This window comes from Kitasatospora sp. CM 4170 (genome assembly GCF_032110285.1).
Taxonomy (GTDB): Bacteria; Actinomycetota; Actinomycetes; order Streptomycetales; family Streptomycetaceae; genus Kitasatospora; species Kitasatospora aburaviensis.
The window spans coordinates 2739870-2763159 of the sequence record NZ_CP134877.1; the positions used below are offsets into that span (position 1 = coordinate 2739870).

At 74.1% G+C, this 23290-nt stretch carries 16 protein-coding genes; 6 read left to right on the forward strand and 10 right to left on the reverse strand.

Annotated elements, in window-relative coordinates; translation table 11 throughout:
• Positions 1-64: 64 nt before the first annotated feature.
• The 7 genes from RMN57_RS11080 to RMN57_RS11110 all read right to left on the reverse strand — a co-directional run bounded on the left by RMN57_RS11080 (position 65) and on the right by RMN57_RS11110 (position 8078).
• Positions 65-829, reverse strand: coding sequence for a ricin-type beta-trefoil lectin domain protein (locus tag RMN57_RS11080; RefSeq protein ID WP_313763223.1), 765 nt, complete (start codon positions 827-829; stop codon positions 65-67).
• Between the two features lie 53 nt (positions 830-882).
• Positions 883-1656, reverse strand: coding sequence for a ricin-type beta-trefoil lectin domain protein (locus tag RMN57_RS11085; RefSeq protein ID WP_313763224.1), 774 nt, complete (start codon positions 1654-1656; stop codon positions 883-885).
• Positions 1657-1709: 53 nt separating this feature from the next.
• Complete coding sequence (locus tag RMN57_RS11090; protein WP_313763225.1) at positions 1710-2465, reverse strand: RICIN domain-containing protein; 756 nt, start codon at positions 2463-2465, stop codon at positions 1710-1712.
• An 81-nt stretch (positions 2466-2546) separates the two neighbouring features.
• Positions 2547-3272 (reverse strand): ricin-type beta-trefoil lectin domain protein, encoded by a 726-nt coding sequence (locus RMN57_RS11095; protein WP_313763226.1) that lies wholly within the window; start codon positions 3270-3272, stop codon positions 2547-2549.
• A gap of 332 nt (positions 3273-3604) precedes the next feature.
• On the reverse strand, positions 3605-5251 hold the full coding sequence (locus RMN57_RS11100; RefSeq protein ID WP_313763227.1) for a DEAD/DEAH box helicase: 1647 nt from the start codon (positions 5249-5251) through the stop codon (positions 3605-3607).
• Positions 5252-5400: 149 nt separating this feature from the next.
• A complete protein-coding gene (locus RMN57_RS11105; RefSeq protein WP_238740138.1) occupies positions 5401-5607 on the reverse strand; it encodes a cold-shock protein in 207 nt (68 codons plus the stop codon).
• A gap of 296 nt (positions 5608-5903) precedes the next feature.
• Positions 5904-8078: an MMPL family transporter gene (locus RMN57_RS11110; protein ID WP_313763228.1), complete on the reverse strand. Its 2175-nt coding sequence runs from the start codon at positions 8076-8078 to the stop codon at positions 5904-5906.
• Between the two features lie 562 nt (positions 8079-8640).
• Between RMN57_RS11110 and RMN57_RS11115 the strand changes: the two genes are divergently transcribed.
• The 3 genes from RMN57_RS11115 (at position 8641) to RMN57_RS11125 (ending at position 13177) form a co-directional block, all read left to right on the forward strand.
• A complete protein-coding gene (locus tag RMN57_RS11115; RefSeq protein ID WP_313767783.1) occupies positions 8641-10887 on the forward strand; it encodes an MMPL family transporter in 2247 nt (748 codons plus the stop codon).
• A 132-nt stretch (positions 10888-11019) separates the two neighbouring features.
• On the forward strand, positions 11020-11913 hold the full coding sequence (locus RMN57_RS11120; RefSeq protein ID WP_313763229.1) for an aminoglycoside phosphotransferase family protein: 894 nt from the start codon (positions 11020-11022) through the stop codon (positions 11911-11913).
• A gap of 193 nt (positions 11914-12106) precedes the next feature.
• Entirely contained in the window at positions 12107-13177 is a 1071-nt protein-coding gene (locus tag RMN57_RS11125) for a polysaccharide deacetylase family protein (RefSeq protein ID WP_313763230.1), read from the forward strand.
• A 32-nt stretch (positions 13178-13209) separates the two neighbouring features.
• Here the strand turns inward: RMN57_RS11125 and RMN57_RS11130 are convergent, their stop codons facing one another.
• Both RMN57_RS11130 and RMN57_RS11135 read right to left on the reverse strand, forming a co-directional pair.
• Positions 13210-13911 (reverse strand): exonuclease domain-containing protein, encoded by a 702-nt coding sequence (locus RMN57_RS11130; RefSeq protein WP_313763231.1) that lies wholly within the window; start codon positions 13909-13911, stop codon positions 13210-13212.
• Between the two features lie 137 nt (positions 13912-14048).
• Positions 14049-15326 carry an SAV2148 family HEPN domain-containing protein gene (locus RMN57_RS11135; protein ID WP_313763232.1) on the reverse strand — a complete coding sequence of 426 codons (1278 nt, stop codon included), beginning with the start codon at positions 15324-15326 and terminating at the stop codon, positions 14049-14051.
• A gap of 476 nt (positions 15327-15802) precedes the next feature.
• Between RMN57_RS11135 and glgX the strand changes: the two genes are divergently transcribed.
• The 3 genes from glgX (at position 15803) to treZ (ending at position 22232) form a co-directional block, all read left to right on the forward strand.
• Positions 15803-17935: a glycogen debranching protein GlgX gene (gene glgX, locus RMN57_RS11140; protein WP_313763233.1), complete on the forward strand. Its 2133-nt coding sequence runs from the start codon at positions 15803-15805 to the stop codon at positions 17933-17935.
• Positions 17936-18006: 71 nt separating this feature from the next.
• Positions 18007-20445, forward strand: coding sequence for a malto-oligosyltrehalose synthase (treY, locus tag RMN57_RS11145; protein ID WP_313763234.1), 2439 nt, complete (start codon positions 18007-18009; stop codon positions 20443-20445).
• Positions 20442-22232, forward strand: a complete 1791-nt coding sequence (treZ, locus tag RMN57_RS11150) for a malto-oligosyltrehalose trehalohydrolase (RefSeq protein ID WP_313763235.1) — start codon at positions 20442-20444, stop codon at positions 22230-22232. Before treY ends, treZ begins: the two co-directional genes overlap by 4 nt.
• A gap of 116 nt (positions 22233-22348) precedes the next feature.
• Here the strand turns inward: treZ and RMN57_RS11155 are convergent, their stop codons facing one another.
• Positions 22349-23242: a transketolase C-terminal domain-containing protein gene (locus RMN57_RS11155; protein ID WP_313763236.1), complete on the reverse strand. Its 894-nt coding sequence runs from the start codon at positions 23240-23242 to the stop codon at positions 22349-22351.
• Between the last annotated feature and the right edge of the window lie 48 nt (positions 23243-23290).

Here is a 23290-nt window from a genome sequence, read left to right on the forward strand (position 1 = left end):
GCCCCCTCGGGCGAGGGGAGACCGGGCTTCGCCGTGCTCTCAGGCTCGTACCGTCAGGTCCGCATCAGACGGGCAGGTGCCAGAGCTGGTTCGCGGTGCCGTTGCAGTCCCAGATCTGCACGATGTTGCCGTTGGTGCTGTCGAAGCCCCGGACGTCCAGGCAGCGGCCGGACTTCGTGTTGACGATCGCGCCGTCGCCCCGGACCCACCACTGCTGGGCGATGTTGCCGTTGCAGGGGCCGGTGTGCACCTGGGTGCCGTTGCCGGTGCGGCCGTCCCAGATGTCCAGGCAGACGCCGACGGCGCGGATGGTGCCGTCGGTGCCGATCTTCCACTGCTGGTTGACGTTGCCGAGGCAGTCCCAGATCTGGGTGGGCGTCTTGTTGTTCATGCTGGCGCCGCGCACGTCCAGGCACTTGCCCGCGAAGCCGGTGACCTGCCCGACCGGACCGCCCGGGACGGCGGACCCGAAGTGGACGCCGCCGCCCCACCACCAGCCCATACCGAAGCAGGTCGCGGTGGCGGAGCCGTCACCCCTGACCGTGCCGCTCCACGCCTGCGAGAAGGTGTACATGTTGGTGTTGAAGTCCCAGGCCGCGCAGGTGCCCCCGACGCTCCAGGTCTGCATCGGGTCGAGGCCGGTACAGGTGGCGGACGCGCCGGACTCGACGCAGCTCCCGACGCCGCCCGGGCCCGGGACGGTCGTGGCGGACTGGGCGGACTGCGCGGCCGCGGGGGCGGGACTCTCGGCGGCACTGGCGGCCGGCGCGGTGAGCGCGGCGGCCCCCGCGAGCAAGGCGGTGGCGAACAGGGAGGCGATACGACGCATCGAGGTACTCCTCGGGGGTAAGGATGAATCGGTCGGCAGGGCTGCCACGGGCGTCAGGCGGGCACGTGCCAGACCTGGTTGGCGGCGCCGTTGCAGTCCCAGATGCCGAGCTGGTTGCCGTTGGTGGTGGAGAAACCGAGGTCGTCCAGGCAGCGGCCGGACTGCGGGTTGAGGATCGAACCGTCGGCCCGGACCTGCCACTGCTGCGCGCCGGTGCCGTTGCAGTCGTAGACCTGCACCCGGGTGGCGTTGCCGGTGTTGCCGCCCTGGACGTCCAGGCACTTGCCGAGGGCGCGGATCGTGCCGTCCGTGCCGATCTTCCACCGCTGGGCGGCGTTGCCGAGGCAGTCCCAGATCTGGACCGGCGTGCCGTTGGCGTTGGTGCCGCCCTTCACGTCGACGCACTTGTCCGCGTAGCCGCTGATCTGACCGACCGGGCCGGCCGGGACGGCGGGGCCGTACGTGATCCAGCCGTAGGAGGGCATCGACATGCCGAAGCACCCCGCGGTGGCGCTGGTGTTGCCGGTGACCCAGTAGCCGTACGCCGGCGAGAAGGAGGGGAACCCGTTGGCGTCGAAGCCCTGGCAGGTGCCGTTGACCGTCCAGGTCTGCATCGGGTCGATACCCGAACAGGTGCCGACGAAGCCGGCGCCGCTGCGGCTGACGGTACAGCTGCCGGCGGCCAGGGCGGCGCCGGACTGCGTCCCGGCGGTCTGCGCGGACGGCGCGCCCTGGGCGGGGCTCTCGGCGGCGGTGGCGGCCGGCGCGGTGAGCGCGGCCGCCCCCGCGAGCAGGGCGGTGGCGAACAGGGCGGCGGTTCTGCGCATTCGGGACGTCCTTAGGAGTGAGGGTGATCCGGTCGACGGGACTGCCGTGGGCATCAAGCGGGCACGTGCCAGAGCTGGTTGGCGGTGCCGTTGAAGTCCCAGATCTGCACCAGGGCGCCGTTGGCGGTGTCCCAGCCCCGGACGTCCAGCACGCGGCCGGACTGCGGGTTGACGATCGCGCCGTCGGGCCGGGCCCGCCACTGCTGTGCGCCGGTGCCGTTGCAGTCGTAGATCTGCACCGACGTGCCGTTGCCCGTGCGGCCGCCCTGGACGTCCAGGCACTTGCCGACGGCGCGGATGGTGCCGTCGGAGCCGATCCGCCAGTTCTGGTTGACGTTGCCGAGGCAGTCCCACATCTGGATGGGGGTGCCATTGCTGCTGGAGCCGCCGCGCACGTCCAGGCACTTGTTCACGTAGCCGGTGACCGGACCGGTCGGCCCGGACGGGGGCGTGGGGCCGAGCGCGATGCCCTGTGACCAGATCGTCTCCATGGAGCCGCACCACGCGGTGCTGGTGCCGTTGCCGGTCACCCACCCGCTGCTGTAGGCCCCGGTGTAGAAGGGGATGCCGTTGGCGCTCCAGCTCTGGCACATGGCGCTGACCCGCCAGGTCTGCATCGGGTCCATGCTCGTGCAGGTGCCGGTGGCGTCCCACATGGTGGAGGTGACGGTGCAGCCCGCCGGATCGGCGGCCTGCGCGCCGGCGGGAACGGGCGACGCGGTCTCGGCGGCACCGGCGGCCGGCGCGGTGGTGAGCGCGGCGGCCCCGGCCAACAAGGCGGTGGCGAACAGGGCGGCGGTTCTGCGCATGGGGAAGCTCCTGGGGGAAGACGTGAGGGTGGTCCGGACGGCGCGACCGCCGGTCCGGTCGGGCTCGACTGCGCGAGCCGGTCAGGCGGGGACGTGCCAGACCTGGTTGGCGGCGCCGTTGCAGTCCCAGATGCCGAGCTGGTTGCCGTTGGTGGTGGAGAAGCCCAGGTCGTCCAGGCAGCGGCCGGACTGCGGGTTGAGGATCGAACCGTCGGTCCGGACCTGCCACTGCTGCGCGCCGGTGCCGTTGCAGGAGTAGAGCTGGACCTTGGTCCCGTTGGCGGTGTTGCCGCCGGCCACGTCCAGGCACTTGTTGAGGGCGCGGATCGTGCCGTCCACGGCGATCTTCCACTGCTGGGCGCCGGTGCCGTTGCAGTCGTAGATCTGGACCGGCGTGCGGTCGGAGCTGCTGGCGCCCTTCACGTCGACGCACTTGTCCGCGTAGCCGCTGATCTGACCGACCGGGCCGGCGGGCTGGGTGGGCAGCCGGCCGCCGTAGACGACGCGCGGGAAGAGCACGGTGTCGTTGATCCCGCAGGAAGCTACCGACGTGCCGTCACCGGCCACCAGGAAGCCGTTGACCGGCCGGGAGAACTGCACCGTGTGGTCGGCGTTCCAGTACTGGCAGGTGGCGGTGACGTACCAGGTCTGCAGCGGGTCGATGCCGGAGCAGGCGCCGTAGGCGTTCCAGCCGCCGGTGTAGGCGTAACACCCACCGGCGGCCTGGGCGTTGACGGCTGGTACGGCGAAGGTTGCGGCCGCGCCGAGCAGGGCGGCGCCGGAGAGCAGGGCGGCGGTGCGACGCATCGGGAAGGTCCTTCCGGAGACGGTGAACCGGTCGACCCGCCTGTCCGTGAACCGTGATGACGGTGAGACAGTTGTGCAGGCCGCGTGAAAGTCTCGGGTGCGACGTGTTCACGGTCAACGGGGTGGGGTGGAGATCACGCCACCGGTCCGTCCACGGACGACAGGTGTACGACACGGGGCGGCACACACCCGGGCAGGCCGGGCGGGTGGCCGATCCGGCCGGAACGCACACGGCCCGGCTCCCCCCGCGCCAGGCCGATCCGGCCGGAACGCACACGGCCCGGCTCCCCCCGTACGAGGGGGAACCGGGCCGTGGTCGGACCTGGGAAGGCTCAGTCGGCCTTGCGGCGCTGGCGGCCGGTGCCGTAGTTGGAGCCGGACTTGGAGCCGCTGCCGGGCTTGGGCCGGCCCGAGGCGCGGCCGATGAAGCCGGCCGCCTGGTGCCGCTCGCCCTGGGCGCCGCCGATGCGCTGCTTGGGGCGGGGGCGGCGCGGGTTGCCGCTCATGTCGACGTCGGTGGGCAGCCCGGAGCGCTTGCCGGGGCGGCGGCGCGGGGCGCCGGCCTTGCCCTCGGGCTTGGCCTCGGCGGGCGCGGCCTGCACCGGCGCGGCCAGCGTGACGGGCACGCCGCTCGGGGTACGGGCACCGGTGATCCGGGCGAGCTCGGCGTCGCCCGGGCGGATCTTGGTGGTGGTGGGGCGGATGCCGGCCACCGTCATCAGCTTGTTGACCTCGCGCCGCTGCTCGGGCAGGACCAGGGTGACGACGGTGCCGGACTCGCCGGCCCGGGCGGTGCGGCCGCCGCGGTGCAGGTAGTCCTTGTGGTCGATCGGCGGGTCGACGTTGACGACCAGGTCGAGGCCGTCGATGTGGATGCCGCGGGCGGCGACGTTGGTGGCGATCAGCGCGGTGACGTGGCCGTCGCGGAACTGGTCGAGCACCCGGTTGCGCTGCGGCTGGGACTTGCCGCCGTGCAGGGCCGCGGCCTTCACGCCGTTGGCGAGCAGCTGCTTGGCGAGGCGGTCGGCGCCGTGCTTGGTGTGCACGAACATGATCAGCCGGCCCTCGCGGGAGGCGATGTGCGCGGTGGCGGACGCCTTGTCGGCGGGCTCCAGCTGGAGCAGGTGGTGGTCCATGGTGGTCACCGCGCCGGCCGACGGGTCCACCGAGTGGGTGACCGGGTCGGTCAGGAAGCGCTTGACCAGGCGGTCGACGTTGCGGTCCAGGGTGGCGGAGAAGAGCATCCGCTGCCCGCCCTCGGCGACCTGCTCCAGCAGCTTGGTGACCTGCGGCAGGAAGCCCATGTCGGCCATCTGGTCGGCCTCGTCCAGGACGGTGATCGCCACGTCGGAGAGCCGCACGTCGCCGCGGTTGATCAGGTCGTCCAGTCGGCCCGGGGTGGCCACCAGCACCTCGGCGCCGCGGCGCACCGCGTTGGCCTGCCGGGTGATGGACATGCCGCCGACGACGGTGGCGATCCGCAGGTTGACGGCGGTCGCGTACGGAGTGAGCGCCTCGGTGACCTGCTGGGCCAGTTCGCGGGTCGGGGTGAGGACGAGCGCCAGCGGGTGCCGGGCGTCGGCGCGCCGGCCGGCGGTGCGGGCCAGCAGCGGCAGGCCGAAGGCGAGGGTCTTGCCGGAGCCGGTGCGGCCGCGGCCGAGCACGTCGCGGCCGGCGATGGAGTCCGGCAGCGTGGCGGCCTGGATCGGGAACGGCTCGGTGACGCCCTCGCGGGTCAGCGCGCTGAGGATGCCCTTGGGGAGGTCGAGCTCGGCGAAGCTCGCGGCCGGCGGGCGGGCCGGGGTGCCCTCGACGACGGTGAAGTCGGCGGGCGCCTGGGCGGCGGCGCGCGGGGCGCTGCGCCGGGGGGTGCGGGGGCCGTCGGTGCGGGCGCCCCCGGTGGTGCGGGCGGCACCGCCGCGGCTGCGGGGCTTGCGGGTGCGGTCGCCGTCGCGCGACGGGCGGGCAGGGGTGGTCACGGAGTCTCCGTCCGGTGGTGGGCACAGCCCGGTGCGGGCTGGTCGGCCGTCGGAGTGAAGTGCGCCGCCCCGGCCGTTCGGCGGCATGGGCGAGGGCCCGCACCGTGCGGTGCGGGCCCTCGCCGCGCGAGTCAGCTGGGAGGCTGACGTCAGCCGATGATCGTGATGTTCTCGGCCTGCGGGCCCTTCTGGCCCTGGGTGACGTCGAACTCGACCTTCTGGCCCTCGACCAGCTCACGGAAGCCCTGAGCCTGGATGTTCGAGTAGTGGGCGAAGACGTCGGCGCCGCCACCGTCCTGCTCGATGAAGCCGAAGCCCTTTTCGCTGTTGAACCACTTCACGGTGCCGGTAGCCATAACCGTCTCCTCAAAAACTGGGGCATCAGGGCCCACACCTCGTGGACCCCAAGTAGCCGCGATCCCCATCCGGAGACTGAAACACCGGACAAAACAAATGCGCCTGTTGGTTGGAACCAGCAGGCGCACACAAACGTTCATGGGAACCAAAACTGCAACTGCTTCGACTGTAGCACGCCGTCACCCCGGTTGACCGGGGGATTTCTGCCGGGCACGTCACGTTTGCAGACTTCCGGAACGGGGCAAGCGGCGCCCGCCGAAGCGGACGCCGCCTGCCTGCCGTGCACGGGGGACGGTCAGCGCCGTCCGGCCGGCTCCGGGACGCCGTGCGAGCCGGCCAGCGGCGCCGGGCCGCTGTCGTGGCCGCCGACGTCGCCGTGGCCGGGCCACCAGGCGGCGCGGCCGACCAGCGCGGTGAGCGCCGGGGTGAAGAACATCGCCATCACGAAGGCCGCCAGGAAGATGCCGAAGGCCATCGCGAAGCCGAACTCCAGCATGAAGATGTTGCCCGCGAGCATGAAGGTCGCGAACGACACCGCCAGGATGAAGCCCGCCGCCGCGACGGTCGGACCGCCGTGGCGCACGGCCTCCCGGGCCGCCTCGCGCGGGTTGCGGCCCGCACGGGCCTCCTCGCGCAGACGGGCGATGATCAGGATGTTGTAGTCGGTACCGATCGCCACCACGAAGAGGTAGATGAGGATCGGCAGCATGAACATCATGCCGTGCTCGCCCTTGATGTTCTGGAACAGCAGGGTCGAGGAGCCGAGGGTGGCGGTGAAGCCGAGGCCGACCGAGGCCATCAGGTACCACGGGGCGACCACGCTGCGCAGCTGGAGGCCCAGGATGAGCAGGATCAGCAGACCTGCGACCGGGAACACCAACTTGTAGTCGTGGCTCATCGCCAGGTTGATGTCCTTGTAGATCGCGGTGATGCCGCCGACCTTGGCCTCGGTACCGGCCGGTGCCTGCGCGTGGGCGACCTCGCGCAGCTCGGTGACGGTGTCGATCGCGTCGTTGCTGGACGGCTCGTTCTTGAGCAGGACGGTGAAGTCGGCGGTCGAGCCGTCCTGGCTGACCTGCGGCTTCGGCGCCGCGCTGGCCACGCCGGGGACGGCGCCGAGCTTGGCGACGTAGCCGTCGAACTTGCCCTCGTCGAGCTTCCCGCCGCCGGTGACGGAGAGGTAGACGTGCGTCGGGTCGGCGGCGCCCGCGGAGAAGCCGTTGACCAGCTTGTCCTGGACGACCATCGACTCCTTGTCCTTGGGCATGGAGCTGCCCGCGAGGTCGAAGGTGCCGTTGTAGTTGATGGCGCCGGCGGTCAGGGCCACCAGCACACCGCCGGAGGCGATGGCGACCATGGCGGGGCGCTTCTGGACCATGCGGCCGAGCGCGGCGAAGCGGGCGTTGCCGGGCTCCGTCATCCACTTCTTGCCGGGCCAGAAGACACCGCGCGCCGGGATCACGGCGAGGACGGCCGGGGCCAGGGTGACCGAGGCGAACGCGGTGACGACGACCGCGATGGCCAGCGCCGGGCCGAGCGCCTTGAACATGCCGAGGCTGGAGAGGATCAGCGCCGCGAAGGCGACGGTGACCGCGCCGGCGGCGGAGGCGATCGCCTCGCCGACCCGGCCGACCGCGTTGGCCACGGCCTCCTTGCGGTCGTCACCGGCCCGCAGCCGCTCGCGGTAGCGGAACGCCAGGAAGAGGAAGTAGTCCGTCCCGACACCGAGCACCACGACGATCAGGATGGCCGACAGGATCGGCGTGCTCTCCAGGTCGAAGGCCTTGGTGGCGTAGGCGATCAGGCCGTTGGACGTCGGCATGGCGACGGCCAGCGAGAGCAGGACCGGCAGGATGCCGGCGAGGATGCTCCGGAAGATGATGCCGACGATGATCGCGACCAGGAGCACGCTGCTCAGCGCGATGATGGCGTCGGCCGCGCCGGAGGCGTCCTTCTGGTCCAGCTGCTGGGCGGCGGCGCCGCCGAGCTGGAACTTCAGGTCGGTGCCCGAGGTGAGCGCCTTGCCCTCTTCACGCAGCTTCTTGGCGGTCTCGCCGAAGGCCTCGGACTGCTGGGTCGTCTTGTCGATGGCGATCGGCGCCAGGGCGTACTTGCCGTCCTTGGACGTCGTCTGCTCGCCGACCGGGATGATCTTCTCGACGTGCTCGATGTTCTTGGCGGTGAGACCGTCGACGATCTTGGCCATCGCGGCCTTGTCGGCCTCGCTCATCGGGGCGCCGTCGTTGCGCTCGAACAGGGCGAGCGCCGAGGGCGTGAAGCTGGCCGGGAAGGCCTTCTCCTGGACCTGCGCGGCCTGGATCGACTCGTAGTGCTTCGGGAGGAAGGCGGCCTCGTCGGTCTGCGCGGTGATCTTCGGCGCGCTCGCGGCGATCGCGATCATCGCGACCACCCACGCGGCGATCACCCACCAGGCGCGACGGACGACGAAGTGTCCTAGTCGGTGGAACATGCTCGTGATGCCTCCTGGGCATGGTTCACCGCCAGCCCTCGGGGGACGGGATCGGGCGACGGATGGACCGGCATGACGGCATGGCGACGGCGCCTACCCCTAGCCGGTCGGCAGGTAAGTGTTGTGTGGGCATCATCCTACGAGAACTTGCTAGCCGCCCGGCAAGCCATTTACCCCGCAGGCCGAATCCCCCCGGGGACGCCGAGCGGCGGCCCCGGACCATCTTCACCCGCCGACCAGCCCTTTCACCTCGTGCTCGGGGTGGAGACACCTCCCCCTCAGGGTGGAGCCGGGCCCCGGACCGAGGGAGGAGAAAGTCAGGGGCGCGGGGTAGGGAAAACCCCACCCCGCGCCCCTGGGAAGACCCCCGGAGGAACTCCCCCGCCAGCCGGATACCCCCTCAACTCCGGCTCTCCTACTGTCGTTTGCGACGCCGGAACCGCAGTCGGCGCCCGCTTCCGGCGGCCGTCCGGCCCCGCGCACCCGCCACCGTCCGCCGGCGGCGGCCGCCGCTCTCCCTGGGGGAATTCCCGTGAAGACCAAACTCGGCGTGGCCGCCGCCATGGGCGCCTGGAGCGCCCGGCACCGGAAGACCGCCGTCTTCGGATGGCTGCTCTTCGTCGTCCTCGCCGCCCTCCTCGGCGGCCTGCACGGCAGCACGGAGATCAAGGAGTCCGAGTCCATGCCGGGCCAGGTCTCCCGCGCCGCCCGGATCCTCGACGACGCCGGGCTGGAGTCCCCGGCGAGCGAGACGGTCCTGGTCCGGAGCGACGCGCTGACCACCGACGCCCCCGCCTTCCGGGCCGCCGTCGGCCGGGTGATCGCCGGCATCGACGCCACCGGCAAGGCCGCCGAGGTCCGCTCCCCCTACGACACCGGGGCGGTCTCGGCGGACGGCCACGCCGCCCTCGTCCAGCTGACCCTCAAGGGCGACCACGACGACGCCGTCGAGAACGTCCCGGCCGTCCTGGCCGCGGTCGCCGCCGTGCAGAAGCAGCACCCCGACCTCACCGTGGTCGAACTCGGCGACGCCAGCTCGGGCAAGTGGATCCAGGAACAGTTCTCCGACGACTTCGCCCGCGCCGAGTGGACCGCCGTCCCGCTCGCCCTCGGCATCCTGCTGGTCGCCTTCGGCGCCCTGGTCGCCGCCGTCCTGCCGGTCGTGCTGGCCGTCACCGCCTTCGTCGCGGCCGGCGGACTGGTCGCGCTGAGCAGCGGCTTCCTGCACACCAGCGACAACGCGAGCTCGGTGATGCTGCTGGTCGGCCTCGCCGTCGGCGTCGACTACTGCCTCTTCTACCTGCGCCGCGAGCGCGAGGAGCGGGCCGCCGGGCGGGACGCGTCGACCGCGCTGGCCATCGCCGCCGCCACCAGCGGCCGGGCCGTCCTGGTCTCCGGGGTGACCGTCGTGGTCGCCATGGCCGGCATGTTCCTCACCGGCATCGCCGAGTTCCAGGCGATGTCCTACGCCACCATCGTGGTCGTGATCACCGCGGTGCTCGGCTCGCTCACCGTGCTGCCCGCACTGCTCTCGCTGCTCGGCGACCGGGTCGAGAAGGGCCGCGTCCCGCTGCTGGCCCGGCTGCGCCGCCCCGGCACCGCCGCCACCGGCGGCCGGGTCTGGAACGCCGTCCTCACCCCGGTGCTGCGCCGGCCGCTCGCCGCCACCGTGCTGGCCGGCGCCCTGCTGGTCGGCCTCGCCGCGCCGATGCTCACCATGCACACCGCCAACCTCACCTTCCGGCAGCAGCTGCCGGAGGGCAACGAGCTGGTCGCCGTCTCGCAGAAGATCGAGGCCGCCTTCCCCGGCAGCCCCGCCCCGGCCACGGTGGTGGTCAAGGCGGCCGACATCGACTCCCCCGCGATGACCGCCGCGCTCGCCGACCTCAGGACGAAGGCCCTGGCCAGCGGGAGGATGCACGGGCCGGTGGACGTCACGGTCCACCCCGCGCAGAACGTCGCCACCGTCGACATCCCGCTCAACGGCACCGGCAACGACTCGGTCAGCAACGACGCGCTGCGGACCCTGCGCGAGGAGATCGTCCCCGCCACCGTGCTCAAGGTGCCCGGCACCGAGGCCCCGGTCACCGGCCGCACCGCCGGCTCGTACGACTTCAACGCGAAGATGACCGGCTCGATGCCGCTGGTCCTCGGCTTCGTGGTGGCCTTCGCCTTCCTGCTGATGCTCGTCTCGTTCCGCTCGCCGGTGATCGCCGCCACCGCCGTGGTGCTCAACCTGCTCTCGGTCGGCGCCGCCTACGGGGTGCTGACGCTGGTCTTCCAGCACGGGGTGGGCGCCTCGCTGCTCGGCACCGCCGGGGTCGGCGCGGTGGAGTCCTGGGTGCCGCTCTTCCTCTTCGTGATCCTCTTCGGCCTCTCGATGGACTACCACGTCTTCGTGGTCTCCCGGATCAAGGAGGGCCGTGACCGCGGCCTGCCGACCAGGGCCGCCGTCGCGCACGGCATCCGCTCCACGGCCGGGGTGGTCACCAGCGCCGCGGTGATCATGGTGGCGGTGTTCGCGGTCTTCGGCACCCTCTCCATGCAGGCGATGAAGCAGATGGGCGTCGGCCTGGCGGTCGCCGTGCTGATCGACGCGACCGTCATCCGCGCGGTGCTGCTGCCCTCGGTGATGACCCTGCTCGGCGAGCGCAACTGGTACCTGCCGGCCTGGCTGCGCCGGCTGCCCGACCTCTCGCACGGCGGGTCCTTCCCGCCGGCCGGATCCGCCGGGGCGCCGCACGGAGCGGCCTCCGCCACCGGTCCGGCACCGGCCGGCGGCTCCCGGCACCGCCGGATCGGGGTCTGACCCCCCGACAACTCCGCCCGCCCTCCCGGCCGGGCCCCGCTTCACGCGGGGCCCGGCCCGCGTTTGCCACAATGATCGCCGGTCGACACCCCCGGTCGACGTCCCGGCCGCCACCACGGAACGGACTCCCGCATGCTCCCCTTCGACGAGGGCCGCGCCCGGCTGCTGCTCGCCCACGCCTGCGAGTCCGCCGGCCTGCCCGGCCCCGGTGACGCCCGGCTGCTCGCCCTCGGCGAGAACGCCGTGTTCGACCTGGGCGACCCGGCCGTGGTGGCCAAGGTCGGCCGCGGCCCGGAGCTCTACGACCGGGCGCACCACGAACTCACCGTCGCCCACTGGCTGGCCGGCCGGGACATCCCGGTGGTCCGCCCGTACGACGCCGTCGCCCCCGAGCCGCAGCTCGCCCACGGGCACCCCGTCACCTTCTGGCAGCGGCTCGCACCGGCCGTCCGGCCCGCCCGGCCCGCCGACCTCGCGCCCCTGCTGCGCGCCCTGCACCGGCTGCCGCTGCCGCCCTTCCCGCTGGAGCGGCGCGACCTGCTCGCCCCGGTCGAGCGCTGGCTGGCCTCCGCCGAGGGCCACGTCGACCCCGCCGACGTCGCCTTCCTGCGCCACCGCCGGGACGCCTTCGCCGCCGCACTGCCCGACCTCGTCCCGCAGCTGCCGGTCGGGGTGATCCACGGCGACGCGCTGCCGCGCAACGTCCACGTCGGCCCGGAGGGCCCCGTCCTGCTCGACGTGGAGAACGCGGCGCACGACCTGCGCGAGCACGACCTGGTGGTGCTGGCGCTCAGCCACGACCGGTACGGCGTCCCGGCCGAGGAGTACCGGGCGTTCACCGACGCGTACGGCTGGGACGTCCGCGAGTGGACGGGCTTCGCGGTGCTGCGCGGCGCCCGCGAGACGGCGAGCGCCTCCTGGGTGGCCCAGCAGGCGCCGGGCAACCCGGCCGCGCAGGCCGAGTTCCGCCGCCGGGTCGAATCACTGCGCGCGGGCGCGACGGACGTGCGCTGGTACCCGTTCTGACTCCGGGTGGGGACTTCGGGCCGGAGGCCCGAGGTACCGGCGGGAAGGGCGGGAACGGCGGGGCCGCGCGGTGAGCCGCGCCCTTGTGCACCGCAACCGGGCGTGATCCGATCGGCGTCTTGTCTGACAGTCAGCCTGAAACCGGGCCTGACCGAGGGATCGGGACCCACCGCCGCATCCGGGAGCCGCCGCCATGCCGTCGCACGCCACCTCCCCCCGCACCTCACCGCCCGCCCGGCGCCGCCGGCGCACCCTGACCGCGAGCTGTGCCGTCCTGGCCGCCGCCCTGGGCCTGGCCGCCTGCGGCACCGCCAACGGGGCGCTCCGGCCGCAGCCGGGCGTCACCACCGCGTCGAGCCCCGCCGGTCCGACGTCCTCCGCGCCGTCCGCGGGGCCCACCGGCACGCCCTCGTCCCCGGGCCCGTCGGGCTCCGGGCCGGGGACGCCGATGCCGCCCGGCGCGCCTGCGACCTCGGCCGCGACGGCCACGTCGCCCGCCCCGGCCGCGCCGAAGCCGACCACACCCAAGCCCCCGGCCACGGCCCCGAGCACCGCCAAGCCCCCGGCGCACTCACCGGCCCCGACCGCCCCACCGGCCACCCGGCCGCCCTCGGCGACCGCGACCCCGGCCCCGCCGCCGCCGCCGCCGCCCGCGAACGACACCGCCACCTCGGTCGTCCGCTCGACCGCCTCCGGCGGCCGCACGGTCGCGCTCACCTTCGACGACGGCCCCGGCCCGGCCACCGGCCAGGTGCTGGACCTGCTCGCCCAGTACGGCGCCAAGGCGACCTTCTGCCAGATCGGCCAGCAGGCCGCCGCCAACCCCGCGCTGGTCAAGCGGATCATCGCGGCGGGACACCGGCTCTGCGACCACAGCGTGGACCACCCGCAGCCGTTCGCCGCGCTCTCGCACGACCGGGCCGGCTACGAGATCGCCCACGCCCAGGAGCAGATCGTCCGGGCCGGCGGGCCGGGCACCCGGGTCTCCTGGTTCCGCGCCCCCGGCGGCGGGTTCACGGCCGACAACCAGCGGATCGCGGCCGGGCTCGGCCTGCGCCCGCTCGGCTGGTCGGTCGACCCGCGCGACTGGTCCCGCCCGGGCGCGGCGTCGATAGTCGCCTCCGTGCAGAGCCAGCTCCGCCCCGGCGGCGTGGTCCTGCTGCACGACGGCGGCGGCGACCGGAGCCAGACCGTCGCCGCGCTGAAGCAGCTGCTCCCCTGGCTGGTCGCCCAGGGGTACCGGTTCGACTTCCCCGCCGGGTGATCCGCCCGGCCGCCGCGCGCCCGCGCGGCGGGTCAGCGCAGCGGCCAGCGCGGGTCGACGACGGCCTGCGGGTCCTTGCCGCGGCGCAGCCAGGACTCCAGGCCCTGGGCCCAGTCCCGGTACCAGTCGATCTGGCGGGCGTGCAGCTCGGCGAGCGGGACGGCGCCGACCCGGTCCGGATAGCGCTCGGCGAGCGCGACGGCGACCCGGACGGCGGCGAGGGCGTCGCTGCCGGCCTCGTGGGCGTCGGTCAGTTCGACGCCGTAGACCTCGCAGACCCGCTGCAGGGTGCGCGAGCCCTTGCGGTACTTGTCGACGGCCCGGTCGATGACCAGGGCGTCGAGCACCGGCGCGACCGGCCCGCCGAGCCGCTCGGCGAGCGGGGCGAGGCCGTGGCGGTGCAGCTCGGCGTCGAGCAGCGAGAGGTCGAAGGGGGCGTTGAAGGCGACCACCGGGCGGCCGGCGGCGAGCCGCTCGCAGAGCGCGGCGGCTATCTCGTCCACCGCCTCCTTGGCCGGGCGGCCCTTGCTGCGGGCGGTGTCGTCGCCGATGCCGTGGATCGCCGCGGCCTCGGCGGGGATCGGGACGCCCGGGTCGAGCAGCCATCCGGTGGCGCTCAGCCGGCGGGCTCCGACGGTGTCCACGAGGGCGGCCGTGACGATGCGGTCCACGGCCGGATCGGTGCCCGTGGTCTCCAGGTCGAAGCCGACCAGTGGCTGCTGCCACCAGCTCATAGGGGTGTGTCCTTCCGTCCTGCTGGTCGAAACAGCCCCTATCATCGCCCGCCCCACCGACAATGCCGTCGCTGGGTCGGGCGGCGGCCGGCCCCGGACGGCGGCCGGGAGGCCCCGGCCGAGCCCGTCGGCGACGGTCAGGACACCGGCCGGGAGTCCCCCCAGACCCCTTCGAACTCCTCGCGGTAGACCTCCAGCAGCCCGGCGTCGGTGCCGCCCGGCTCCTGGCCGGCGCCGCCGCGCAGGACGAGGGCGGGCGACTCCATGCCGCGGGCGCGGCGCAGGTAGGGCTGGACGACGCCGAGGTCGCGGCTCTGGCGGCGGAGGCCGCCGGCCGGCCCGGCCGGGCGGGCGCCCTCGACCAGGTAGGCGGTGAAGCGCGGGGTCTCGTCGAAGACCCGGATCTCGAAGCCGCCCTGGTCCCGCAGCCGGGCCCGGACCCGGCGGACGTGCATGATGTTCATCTCGATCGAGCGGGCCAGTTCGCCGCGCCCGAGGCCGAGTTCGCGCTCGCGGCGGCGGACGGCGCTGCTGGCCGGGTTGAGGAAGAGCAGCCGGACCCGGCAGCCGTCCCCGGCCAGCCGGACCAGCCGCTTGCCGGTGTAGTTCTGGCAGAGCATGCCGAGGCCGATGCCGAGCGCGTCGAGCCGGCGGGCGCCGTCCAGCAGGTCCTCCACGGGGAGGTCGCGCTGGAGCCGGACCCGGTCGGGGTGCACCGCGACGACGTCCGCGTACCGGCCGGCCACCAGGGACTCGACCACGTCGGCGGGCACGCCGCCGGCGCCGCCGTCCAGGACGGCGAGCAGCCGGGCCGCGGCGCGCTCGGTCTGGGCGAGGACGGTCGGGGTGAGGACGCGGTTGCGGGAGACGACGTGCCGGGCGACCTCCAGCTCGTCGAGCGCCAGCTCGATCTCGCGGCGGTCGGCCAGGTAGGGCTCGAAGCAGGGCCAGTGCTGGACCATCAGCTCGCGCAGCTGGGGCAGGGTGAGGAAGACCAGCGGGTCGTCGTCGGCCGGGTCGAGCAGGTAGCCCTTGCGGCGGCTGACCTCGCGGACGGCGCCGGCCCGGTGGGCCCACTCCTCGCCGGCCGGGCCGGCCGCGGCGGTGACCCAGTCCTCGCCGTGGGCGGGCGCGTAGATGGGGTACAGCACCTCGTCGACGAGCGAGCGCAGCCGCTGCTCGACCAGGTTGAGCCAGACGTAGGCGCGCCCGGAGAGGCGGACGCGCTGGTAGGCGTCCTCCCACTCGGTGCCGGACCAGGCCAGGGCGGGTACCTCGACCGGCCCGCCCTGCGCGGGCACCACGGCGCGGCCGGTCAGGGCTGGGCGCATGACGACGGTCGGCGCCTCGCTGCGGGCGCCGCCCCGGTCGGGGCCGCCCGGCCCACCGCCACGGCCGCCGGCGGGGTACACCATGCGCCACCTCACCTGGTTCCTGCCGGAGCTGCTGCTGTCGGTCTTGGGTCTCGGTCTTCTGATGGATCGCCACGAGCGCGGGGGCGGCCGGACGATCAAGGGTACTGCCCGCCGCGAGCCGCCCGCAGCCGGTTGGCCGAGGGACGTCCGCGGGCCCCGGCCGTCCCGTCCGCCCCACCGGCCCCGCGGGGGCTGCCGGACCGCCGCGGACCGGGCGCGGACCGCCGCTGGACCGCCGCCGGACCAGCGCCGGACCGGGCGGCCGACCACCGCCGGACACCCGTTCGGGCGAACACGCGCCAAATGGCCCCGCTGCCGGGGAAAGCGTCGGGGAGTATGCGCACTGTGCCGTGCGTCACGGTGCGCAGCCGCCGCACATGCCCGGCCGCCCGGCCGGGAAGAGAGCGTCGGAGTCCGGGCTGATTGTCGGACTACATGTCAGTTTTCCTTCTACACAAGGAAGTTGGGGACGACAGATGCAGGTCTGGCCTGGGAAGCCCTATCCCCTCGGTGCCACCTACGACGGGGCCGGAACCAACTTCGCGGTGTTCTCGGAGAGCGCCGACCGGATCGAGCTCTGCCTGCTCGCCGAGGACGGCTCGGAGACGGCCGTCGAACTGCGCGAGACGGACGCCTTCGTCCGGCACGCCTACCTGCCCGGCATCCAACCCGGGCAGCGCTACGGCTTCCGCGTCCACGGCCCCTACAACCCGGGCCTCGGCCAGCGGCACAACAGCGCCAAGCTGCTGCTGGACCCGTACGCCAAGGCGATGAGCGGCCACATCGACTGGGACGAGTCCGTCTACGGCTACCACTTCGGCGCCCCCGAGCGCCGCAACGACCTCGACTCGGCCCCGCACACCATGCACTCGGTGGTCATCAACCCCTACTTCGACTGGGGCACCGACCGGCCGCCGCGCACCGACTACCACCGCACCGTCGTCTACGAGGCGCACGTCAAGGGCCTCACCAGACTCCACCCGGGCATCCCCGAGGAGATCCGCGGCACCTACGCCGGCCTGGCCCACCCGGCGGTCATCGAGCACCTGGCCAAACTCGGCGTCACCGCGATCGAGCTGATGCCGGTGCACCAGTTCGTCCGCGACCACCGGCTGCGCGACCTCGGCCTGGCCAACTACTGGGGCTACAACACGATCGGCTTCTTCGCCCCGCACTCCTCGTACTCCTCCACCGGCGACCGCGGCCAGCAGGTCCAGGAGTTCAAGTCGATGGTCAAGGCGCTGCACGCGGCCGGCATCGAGGTGATCCTGGACGTCGTCTACAACCACACCGCGGAGGGCAACCACCTGGGCCCCACCCTGTCGCTGCGCGGCCTGGACAACGTCTCCTACTACCGGCTCGCCCAGGACCAGCGGTTCTACGAGGACACCACCGGCACCGGCAACAGCCTGCTGATGCGCAGCCCGCACGTACTCCAGCTGATCATGGACTCGCTGCGCTACTGGGTCACCGAGATGCACGTCGACGGCTTCCGCTTCGACCTCGCGGCCACCCTGGCGCGGCAGTTCCACGAGGTCGACCGGCTCTCCTCGTTCTTCGACCTGGTCCAGCAGGACCCGGTGGTCTCCCAGGCCAAGCTGATCGCCGAGCCCTGGGACCTCGGCGAGGGCGGCTACCAGGTGGGCAACTTCCCGCCGCTGTGGACGGAGTGGAACGGCATGTACCGGGACACCGTCCGCGACCTGTGGCGCGGCGAGAACGCCACCCTGGCCGAGTTCGGCTCCCGGCTCACCGGCTCCTCCGACCTCTACCAGGACGACGGCCGGCGGCCGATCGCCTCGATCAACTTCGTCACCTGCCACGACGGCTTCACCCTGCGCGACCTGGTCTCGTACAACGAGAAGCGCAACGCGGCCAACGGCGAGGACAACCGGGACGGCGAGTCCTTCAACCGCTCCTGGAACTGCGGCGCCGAGGGCCCCAGCACCGACCCGGGCGTCGAGGAGCTGCGCGCCCGCCAGCAGCGGAACCTGATCGCCACCCTGATGCTCTCCCAGGGCGTGCCGATGCTCTCGCACGGCGACGAGCTCGGCCGCACCCAGCTCGGCAACAACAACGCCTACTGCCAGGACAACGAGCTCACCTGGGTGCACTGGCCGGAGGGCGACGGCCCCGAGGCCCGGCTGCTGGAGTTCACCCAGGGCATGATCTGGCTCCGCCGCGACCACCCGGTGTTCCGGCGCCGCCGCTTCTTCCACGGCCGCCCGGTCTCCGGCCGCCCCGCCGCCGGCGGCTCCGAGGACCTCACCGACATCGCCTGGTTCACCCCCGGCGGGGAGGAGATGACCAAGCGCAACTGGGGTGCCAGCTACGCCAAGTCGCTCACCGTCTTCCTCAACGGCTACGCCATCTCGGAGCCGGACCGGCGCGGCGGGCGGATCGTCGACGACTCCTTCCTGCTGATGTTCAACGCCCACTTCGAGCCGCTGGAGTTCACCGTCCCCGCCGACCACGGCCAGGAGTGGCAGGTGGTGGTCGACACCACCCTGCCCCGGCTGCCCGCCCGCGGGACCGGCGCCCGGGTGAAGGCCGGGGACGCGCTCTGGCTCACCGACCGCTCGCTCATGGTGCTGCAGCGGCCCGCGTGACCGGGCCCCGGTCACCTGTTCGGATCAGCACCGGGTCTTGGCCGCGGGCTCGCGCGGGTACTCATGGACACATGACCTCCGCCGCCGAGCCCGCGCAGCCCCGCCCGGCCGCTGTCCCCACCGCCACCTACCGCCTCCAGCTCCAGCCCGGCTTCACCCTCCGCGACGCCACCGCCGCCGTGCCCTACCTGGCCGCCCTCGGGGTCTCGCACCTGCACCTCTCCCCGCTGCTGGAGGCCGCCCCCGGCTCCACCCACGGCTACGACACCGTCGACCACGGCCGGATCAGCGAGCAGCTCGGCGGCGAGCCGGCGCTGCGCGAGCTGGCCGCCGCGGCCCACCGGCGCGGCCTGCGGCTGATCGCCGACGTGGTGCCCAACCACATGGCCGTCCCCGTCCCCGAACAGCTCAACCGGCCGCTCTGGCACGTCCTGCGGGACGGCCCGGACTCGCCCTACGCGCGCTGGTTCGACATCGACTGGGCCGCCCAGCCCGGCCCGGCCGACGCCCCCGACCGCGGACGGGTGCTGCTGCCGCTGCTCGGCGACCGGCTCGGCGCCGTCCTCGGCGACCTCGCCGTCGACGGCGAGCGGCTCCGCTACCACGACCACGTCCTCCCGCTGCGGCCCGGCACCGCCGGCCTCCCGCTCCCCGAGCTGCTCGCCCGCCAGTGGTACCGGCTCGCCTGGTGGCGGCTGGCCCGCACCGAGCTGAACTACCGGCGGTTCTTCACCGTCAACGAGCTGATCGCCGTCCGGGTGGAGCTCCCCGAGGTCTTCGAGGCCACCCACGGCGTGCTGCTGCGCCTGCACGCGGACGGCGTCCTGGACGGGTTCCGGATCGACCACCCCGACGGCCTCGCCGACCCGCGCGGCTACCTGACCCGGCTCTCCGACGCCACCGGCGGCGCCTACACCGTGGTCGAGAAGATCCTCACCGGCGACGAACGGCTGCCCACCGACTGGCCCTGCGCCGGCACCACCGGCTACGACGCGCTGCACCGGATCGACGGCGTCCTCACCGACCACTCCGGCGCCTGCCGGCTGGCCGGCCACTACGAGCACTTCGTCTCCGGGGCCGCGGCCGGCGAGCCCTGCGCCGACCCGCACCCGGCCCTGGCCGCCGCCCGGCGCGGGCGGGCCGACATGACCGGGCCGCTCGGCGAGCTGTCCGCCGAGGTCGAGCGGCTGGTCCGGCTCGCGGTGCGGATCGGCGCCGCCGACCCCGCGCACGCCGACCACGCGCCCTGGCAGCTGCGCGCGGCCCTGCAGCGGGTGCTCACCGGCTACCCGGCGTACCGCCCCTACGTCCGGCCGGGCGAGCCGGCGCCCGCGGCCTCGCAGGAGCAGCTCCGGGCGGCCCTGGACGGCTCCGGCGACCCCACCGACCGGCTGGTCGCCGGGCTCGCCCTCGGCGGGCTCGGGCGCGGCCCGGAGAAGGACGAGTTCTGCGTGCGGTTCGCCCAGACCGCCGCCGCCGTCGCCGCCAAGGGCGTCGAGGACACCGCCTTCTACCGCTGGAACGCCCTCATCGGCCTGAACGAGGTCGGCGGCGACCCGGCCCGCCCGGGCCTGCCCCCGGAGGACTTCCACGCCTGGTGCCACTACGTCGAACGGCACTGGCCGGCCACCATGACCGTGCTCTCCACCCACGACACCAAGCGCAGCGCCGACGCCCGGGCCCGGCTGGCCGTGCTCGCCGAGCAGCCGGACGGCTGGGCCGCCGAAGCCGCCGCCTGGTCCACCGCCGCCGGCCCCGGCGGCGACCGGGAGGGCGACTGGCTGCTCTGGCAGACCCTGGTCGCGGCCTGGCCGATCACCCCGGACCGGCTGGTCCGGGCCCTGCTCAAGGCCGCCCGCGAGGCCAAGCTGCGCACCTCCTGGACGGCCCCCGACGACCACTACGAGCAGGCGCTCGCCGAGCGGGCCCGCGGGGTCTACGGGAACCCGGGGCTGCTGCCCCGGATCGAGGGGTACGTCCGGGCGATCGCCCCGCACGCCCGCGCCAACACGCTGGCCGCCGCCCTGCTGCACCTCACCGTGCCGGGAGTGCCGGACCTCTACCAGGGCAGCGAGGAGCCCTTGCACACCCTGGTCGACCCGGACAACCGGGGCGTGGTGGACCTGGGCGCGCTCGCCGTCCGGCTGACCGACTCCGCGACGCCCCGGCCGGACGACCCGGCCCGGGAGAAGCTGCACCTCACCACCACCGCGCTGCACCTGCGCCGGGCCCGGCCGCTGGGCGGCTACCGCCCGCTCACCGCCACCGGCCCGGCCGCCGGCCACCTGCTCGCCTTCGCCCGCGGGCAGGACGTGGTCACCGCGGTCACCCGGCTCCCGTACGGCCTGGAGCGGGCCGGCGGCTGGCGGGGCACCGTCCTGGCACTGCCGGCCGGCGGCACCTGGACGGACACGCTGACCCGGCGGACCTTCGCCGCCGGCGAGGTGCCGGTGGCCGAGCTGCTGGCGGACCAGCCGGTGGCGCTGCTGACCAGGAGGGGCGGGGCATGACGGGCCACGAGGAACGGGCGGCCGTGCCGCGGTCGGCACGGCCCCGGACGGACGCCCCGCGCCACTACGAGGTGTGGGCGCCGGCGGCCGCCGAGCAGGTCGAGGTGGAGGTCGACGGCGGACGGCACCCGCTGGCCCGCGACACCGCCCGGGCCGGCTGGTGGCGGGGCGAGGCCCCGGCCGGGGACTACGCCTTCCGGCTCGACGGCGGCCCGCCGCTGCCCGACCCGCGCTCGCCCCGCCAGCCGCACGGGCCGGACGGGTCCAGCCGGCCGGTGGACCACACCGCGTTCCGCTGGTCCCGCACCGGCTGGCGCGGCCGGCCGCTGCCCGGGGCCGTCCTCTACGAGCTGCACATCGGCACCTTCACCGCCGCCGGCACCTTCGACGCCGCCACCGAACACCTCGACCACCTGGTCGAGCTGGGGGTGGACGTGGTCGAACTGATGCCGGTCTGCCCGTTCCCCGGCAAACACGGCTGGGGGTACGACGGGGTCTCGCTCTGGGCCGTGCACGAGCCGTACGGCGGGCCCGAGGGCCTGAAGCGCTTCGTGGACGCCGCGCACCGCAAGGGCCTCGGCGTCGTCCTCGACGTGGTGCACAACCACCTCGGCCCGTCCGGCAACTACCTTCCCGCGTACGGGCCCTACTTCACCGACCGGTACCACACCCCGTGGGGCTCGGCGGTCAACCTGGACGCCCCCGGCTCCGACGAGGTGCGTGCCTACCTGATCGGCAGCGCGCTCTCCTGGCTGCGCGACTACCGGATCGACGGCCTGCGCCTGGACGCCGTGCACGCCCTCGCCGACGACCGCGCCGTCCACTTCCTGGAGGAACTCTCCACCGAGGTCGAGCGGTTGGCGGTCGCCACCAACCGCCCGCTGTTCCTGATCGCCGAGTCCGACCTCAACTCGCCCCGCACCACCGCCCCGCGCGCGGCCGGCGGCCAGGGGGTCACCGCCCAGTGGAGCGACGACTTCCACCACGCGCTGCACACCGCCCTGACCGGCGAATCCCAGGGCTACTACGGCGACTTCGCGCGCGCCCCGCTGGCCGCCGTGGCCAAGACGCTCACCCACGGGTTCTTCCACGACGGCACCTGGTCCTCCTTCCGCGGCCGCAGCCACGGGCGGCCCTTCCCGCCGGGTGGCGGCCACCGGCTGCTGGGCTACCTGCAGACCCACGACCAGGTCGGCAACCGGGCGCTCGGCGACCGGATCTCCGCCGTCCTGTCGGCCGGCCAACTCGCCTGCGGCGCGGCGCTGGTGCTCACCTCGCCGTTCACCCCGATGCTCTTCATGGGCGAGGAGTGGGGCGCGGCCACCCCCTGGCAGTACTTCACCGACCACACCGACCCGGGCCTCGCCGAGGCCGTCCGCCGGGGCAGGCGGCGGGAGTTCGCCGAGCACGGCTGGCAGGCGGAGGCGGTACCGGACCCGCAGGAGCCGGCGACCGTGCTGCGCTCGGTCCTCGACTGGACCGAGCCGTGGCGCGCACCGCACTCCGAACTGCTCGACTGGTACCGGAGGTTGATCCGGCTGCGGCGCGAGCGGGCGGCGCTGGCCGATCCGGACCTGGCGGCCGTCCGGGTGGAATTCGACGAGGCGGCGCGGTGGCTGGTGGTGCACCGGGGGCCGTACCGGGTGGCGGTCAACCTGGGCGACGGGCCGGCGGCGCTCCCGCTGGGGGCGACGGGCCGCGAGGTGGTGGCCTCGTTCGGGGAGTGCGCGCTCGACGGCGCGGCGGTGCGGCTGGCGGCGGCGTCGGTGGCGGTCGTCGCGGTGTGAGGCGCGCGGCGCCGTAGCCTGCGCTTCACCAGGCGTCCCGGGCCCCACCGGGCACCCGGGCGTCACCGGACACCCAGGCCCTGCCGGGCGTGCGGGCCCCACCGGGCACCCGGGCGTCACCAGAAGAAGGGGCCGATCCGCTCCCGCAGCGAGGCGGCGTCCAGCCCGTAGGCGGCCAGGTGCTCGGCGATCGAGCCGTAGTGCCGGTGCTCCTCGCGCGGCACGCCGAGGGCGAGCACCCGGTGCGGCCGGTCGTTCAGCGCGGCGTGCGCCTCGTTGGCGGAGGTCCCGGCCAGGTAGGGCTCCACCAGCACCACGTCCGCCCGGCCCCCGACGGCCGCGCGCAGGCCGGCCCGGTCGAACGGCCGCACGGTGGCCGCGTACAGCACGGTCACGTTCATCCCCTCGGTGGCCGCCAGCACGGCGTCCAGCATCGGGCCGACCGCGAGCACCACACCCCCGGAACCCTCGCGCACGGTGGTGAACCGCCCGGGCTCGACCGGCACGGCGGCGGCGTTCTGGTGCGCGGAGAGCCGCACGTAGACGTTGCGGTCGCCGTCGGCCACCGCGTGGCGCAGCAGCAGCTCCGCCTCGTCCGGGTGGCCGGGCACGTGGACCGTCCAGTCCGGCAGGGTGTCCAGCAGCGCGACGTCGCCCGGCGCCATGTGGGTCCGGCCACCGGCCGGCCAGTCGTAGGAACCGGCCGCGCTCACCAGGACGGCGCCGACGCCCTGGTGGACCAGGTCCAGCTTGATCTGCTCGAAGGGCCGCTCGACCAGGAAGCTGGCGAAGGTGTGGGCGAGCGGGCGCATCCCGCTGAGCGCCAGGCCGCCGGCCGCCCCGATCAGCAGCTGCTCGCGGATGCCGACGTTGACCACCCGGTCGGGGTGCCGCTCGGCGGCGGGGGCGAAGCCGGCCGCACTGATGTCGGCCAGCACCACGGCCAGCCGCGGGTCGTCGTCGAGCAGGCGGGTGGTGACGTCGAGGAAGCGCTCGCGCATGGTGTCCATCGGTGAAGTCCTGTGCCCTTCGGTGGCGTTCGGCGTTCGGCGTTGGGT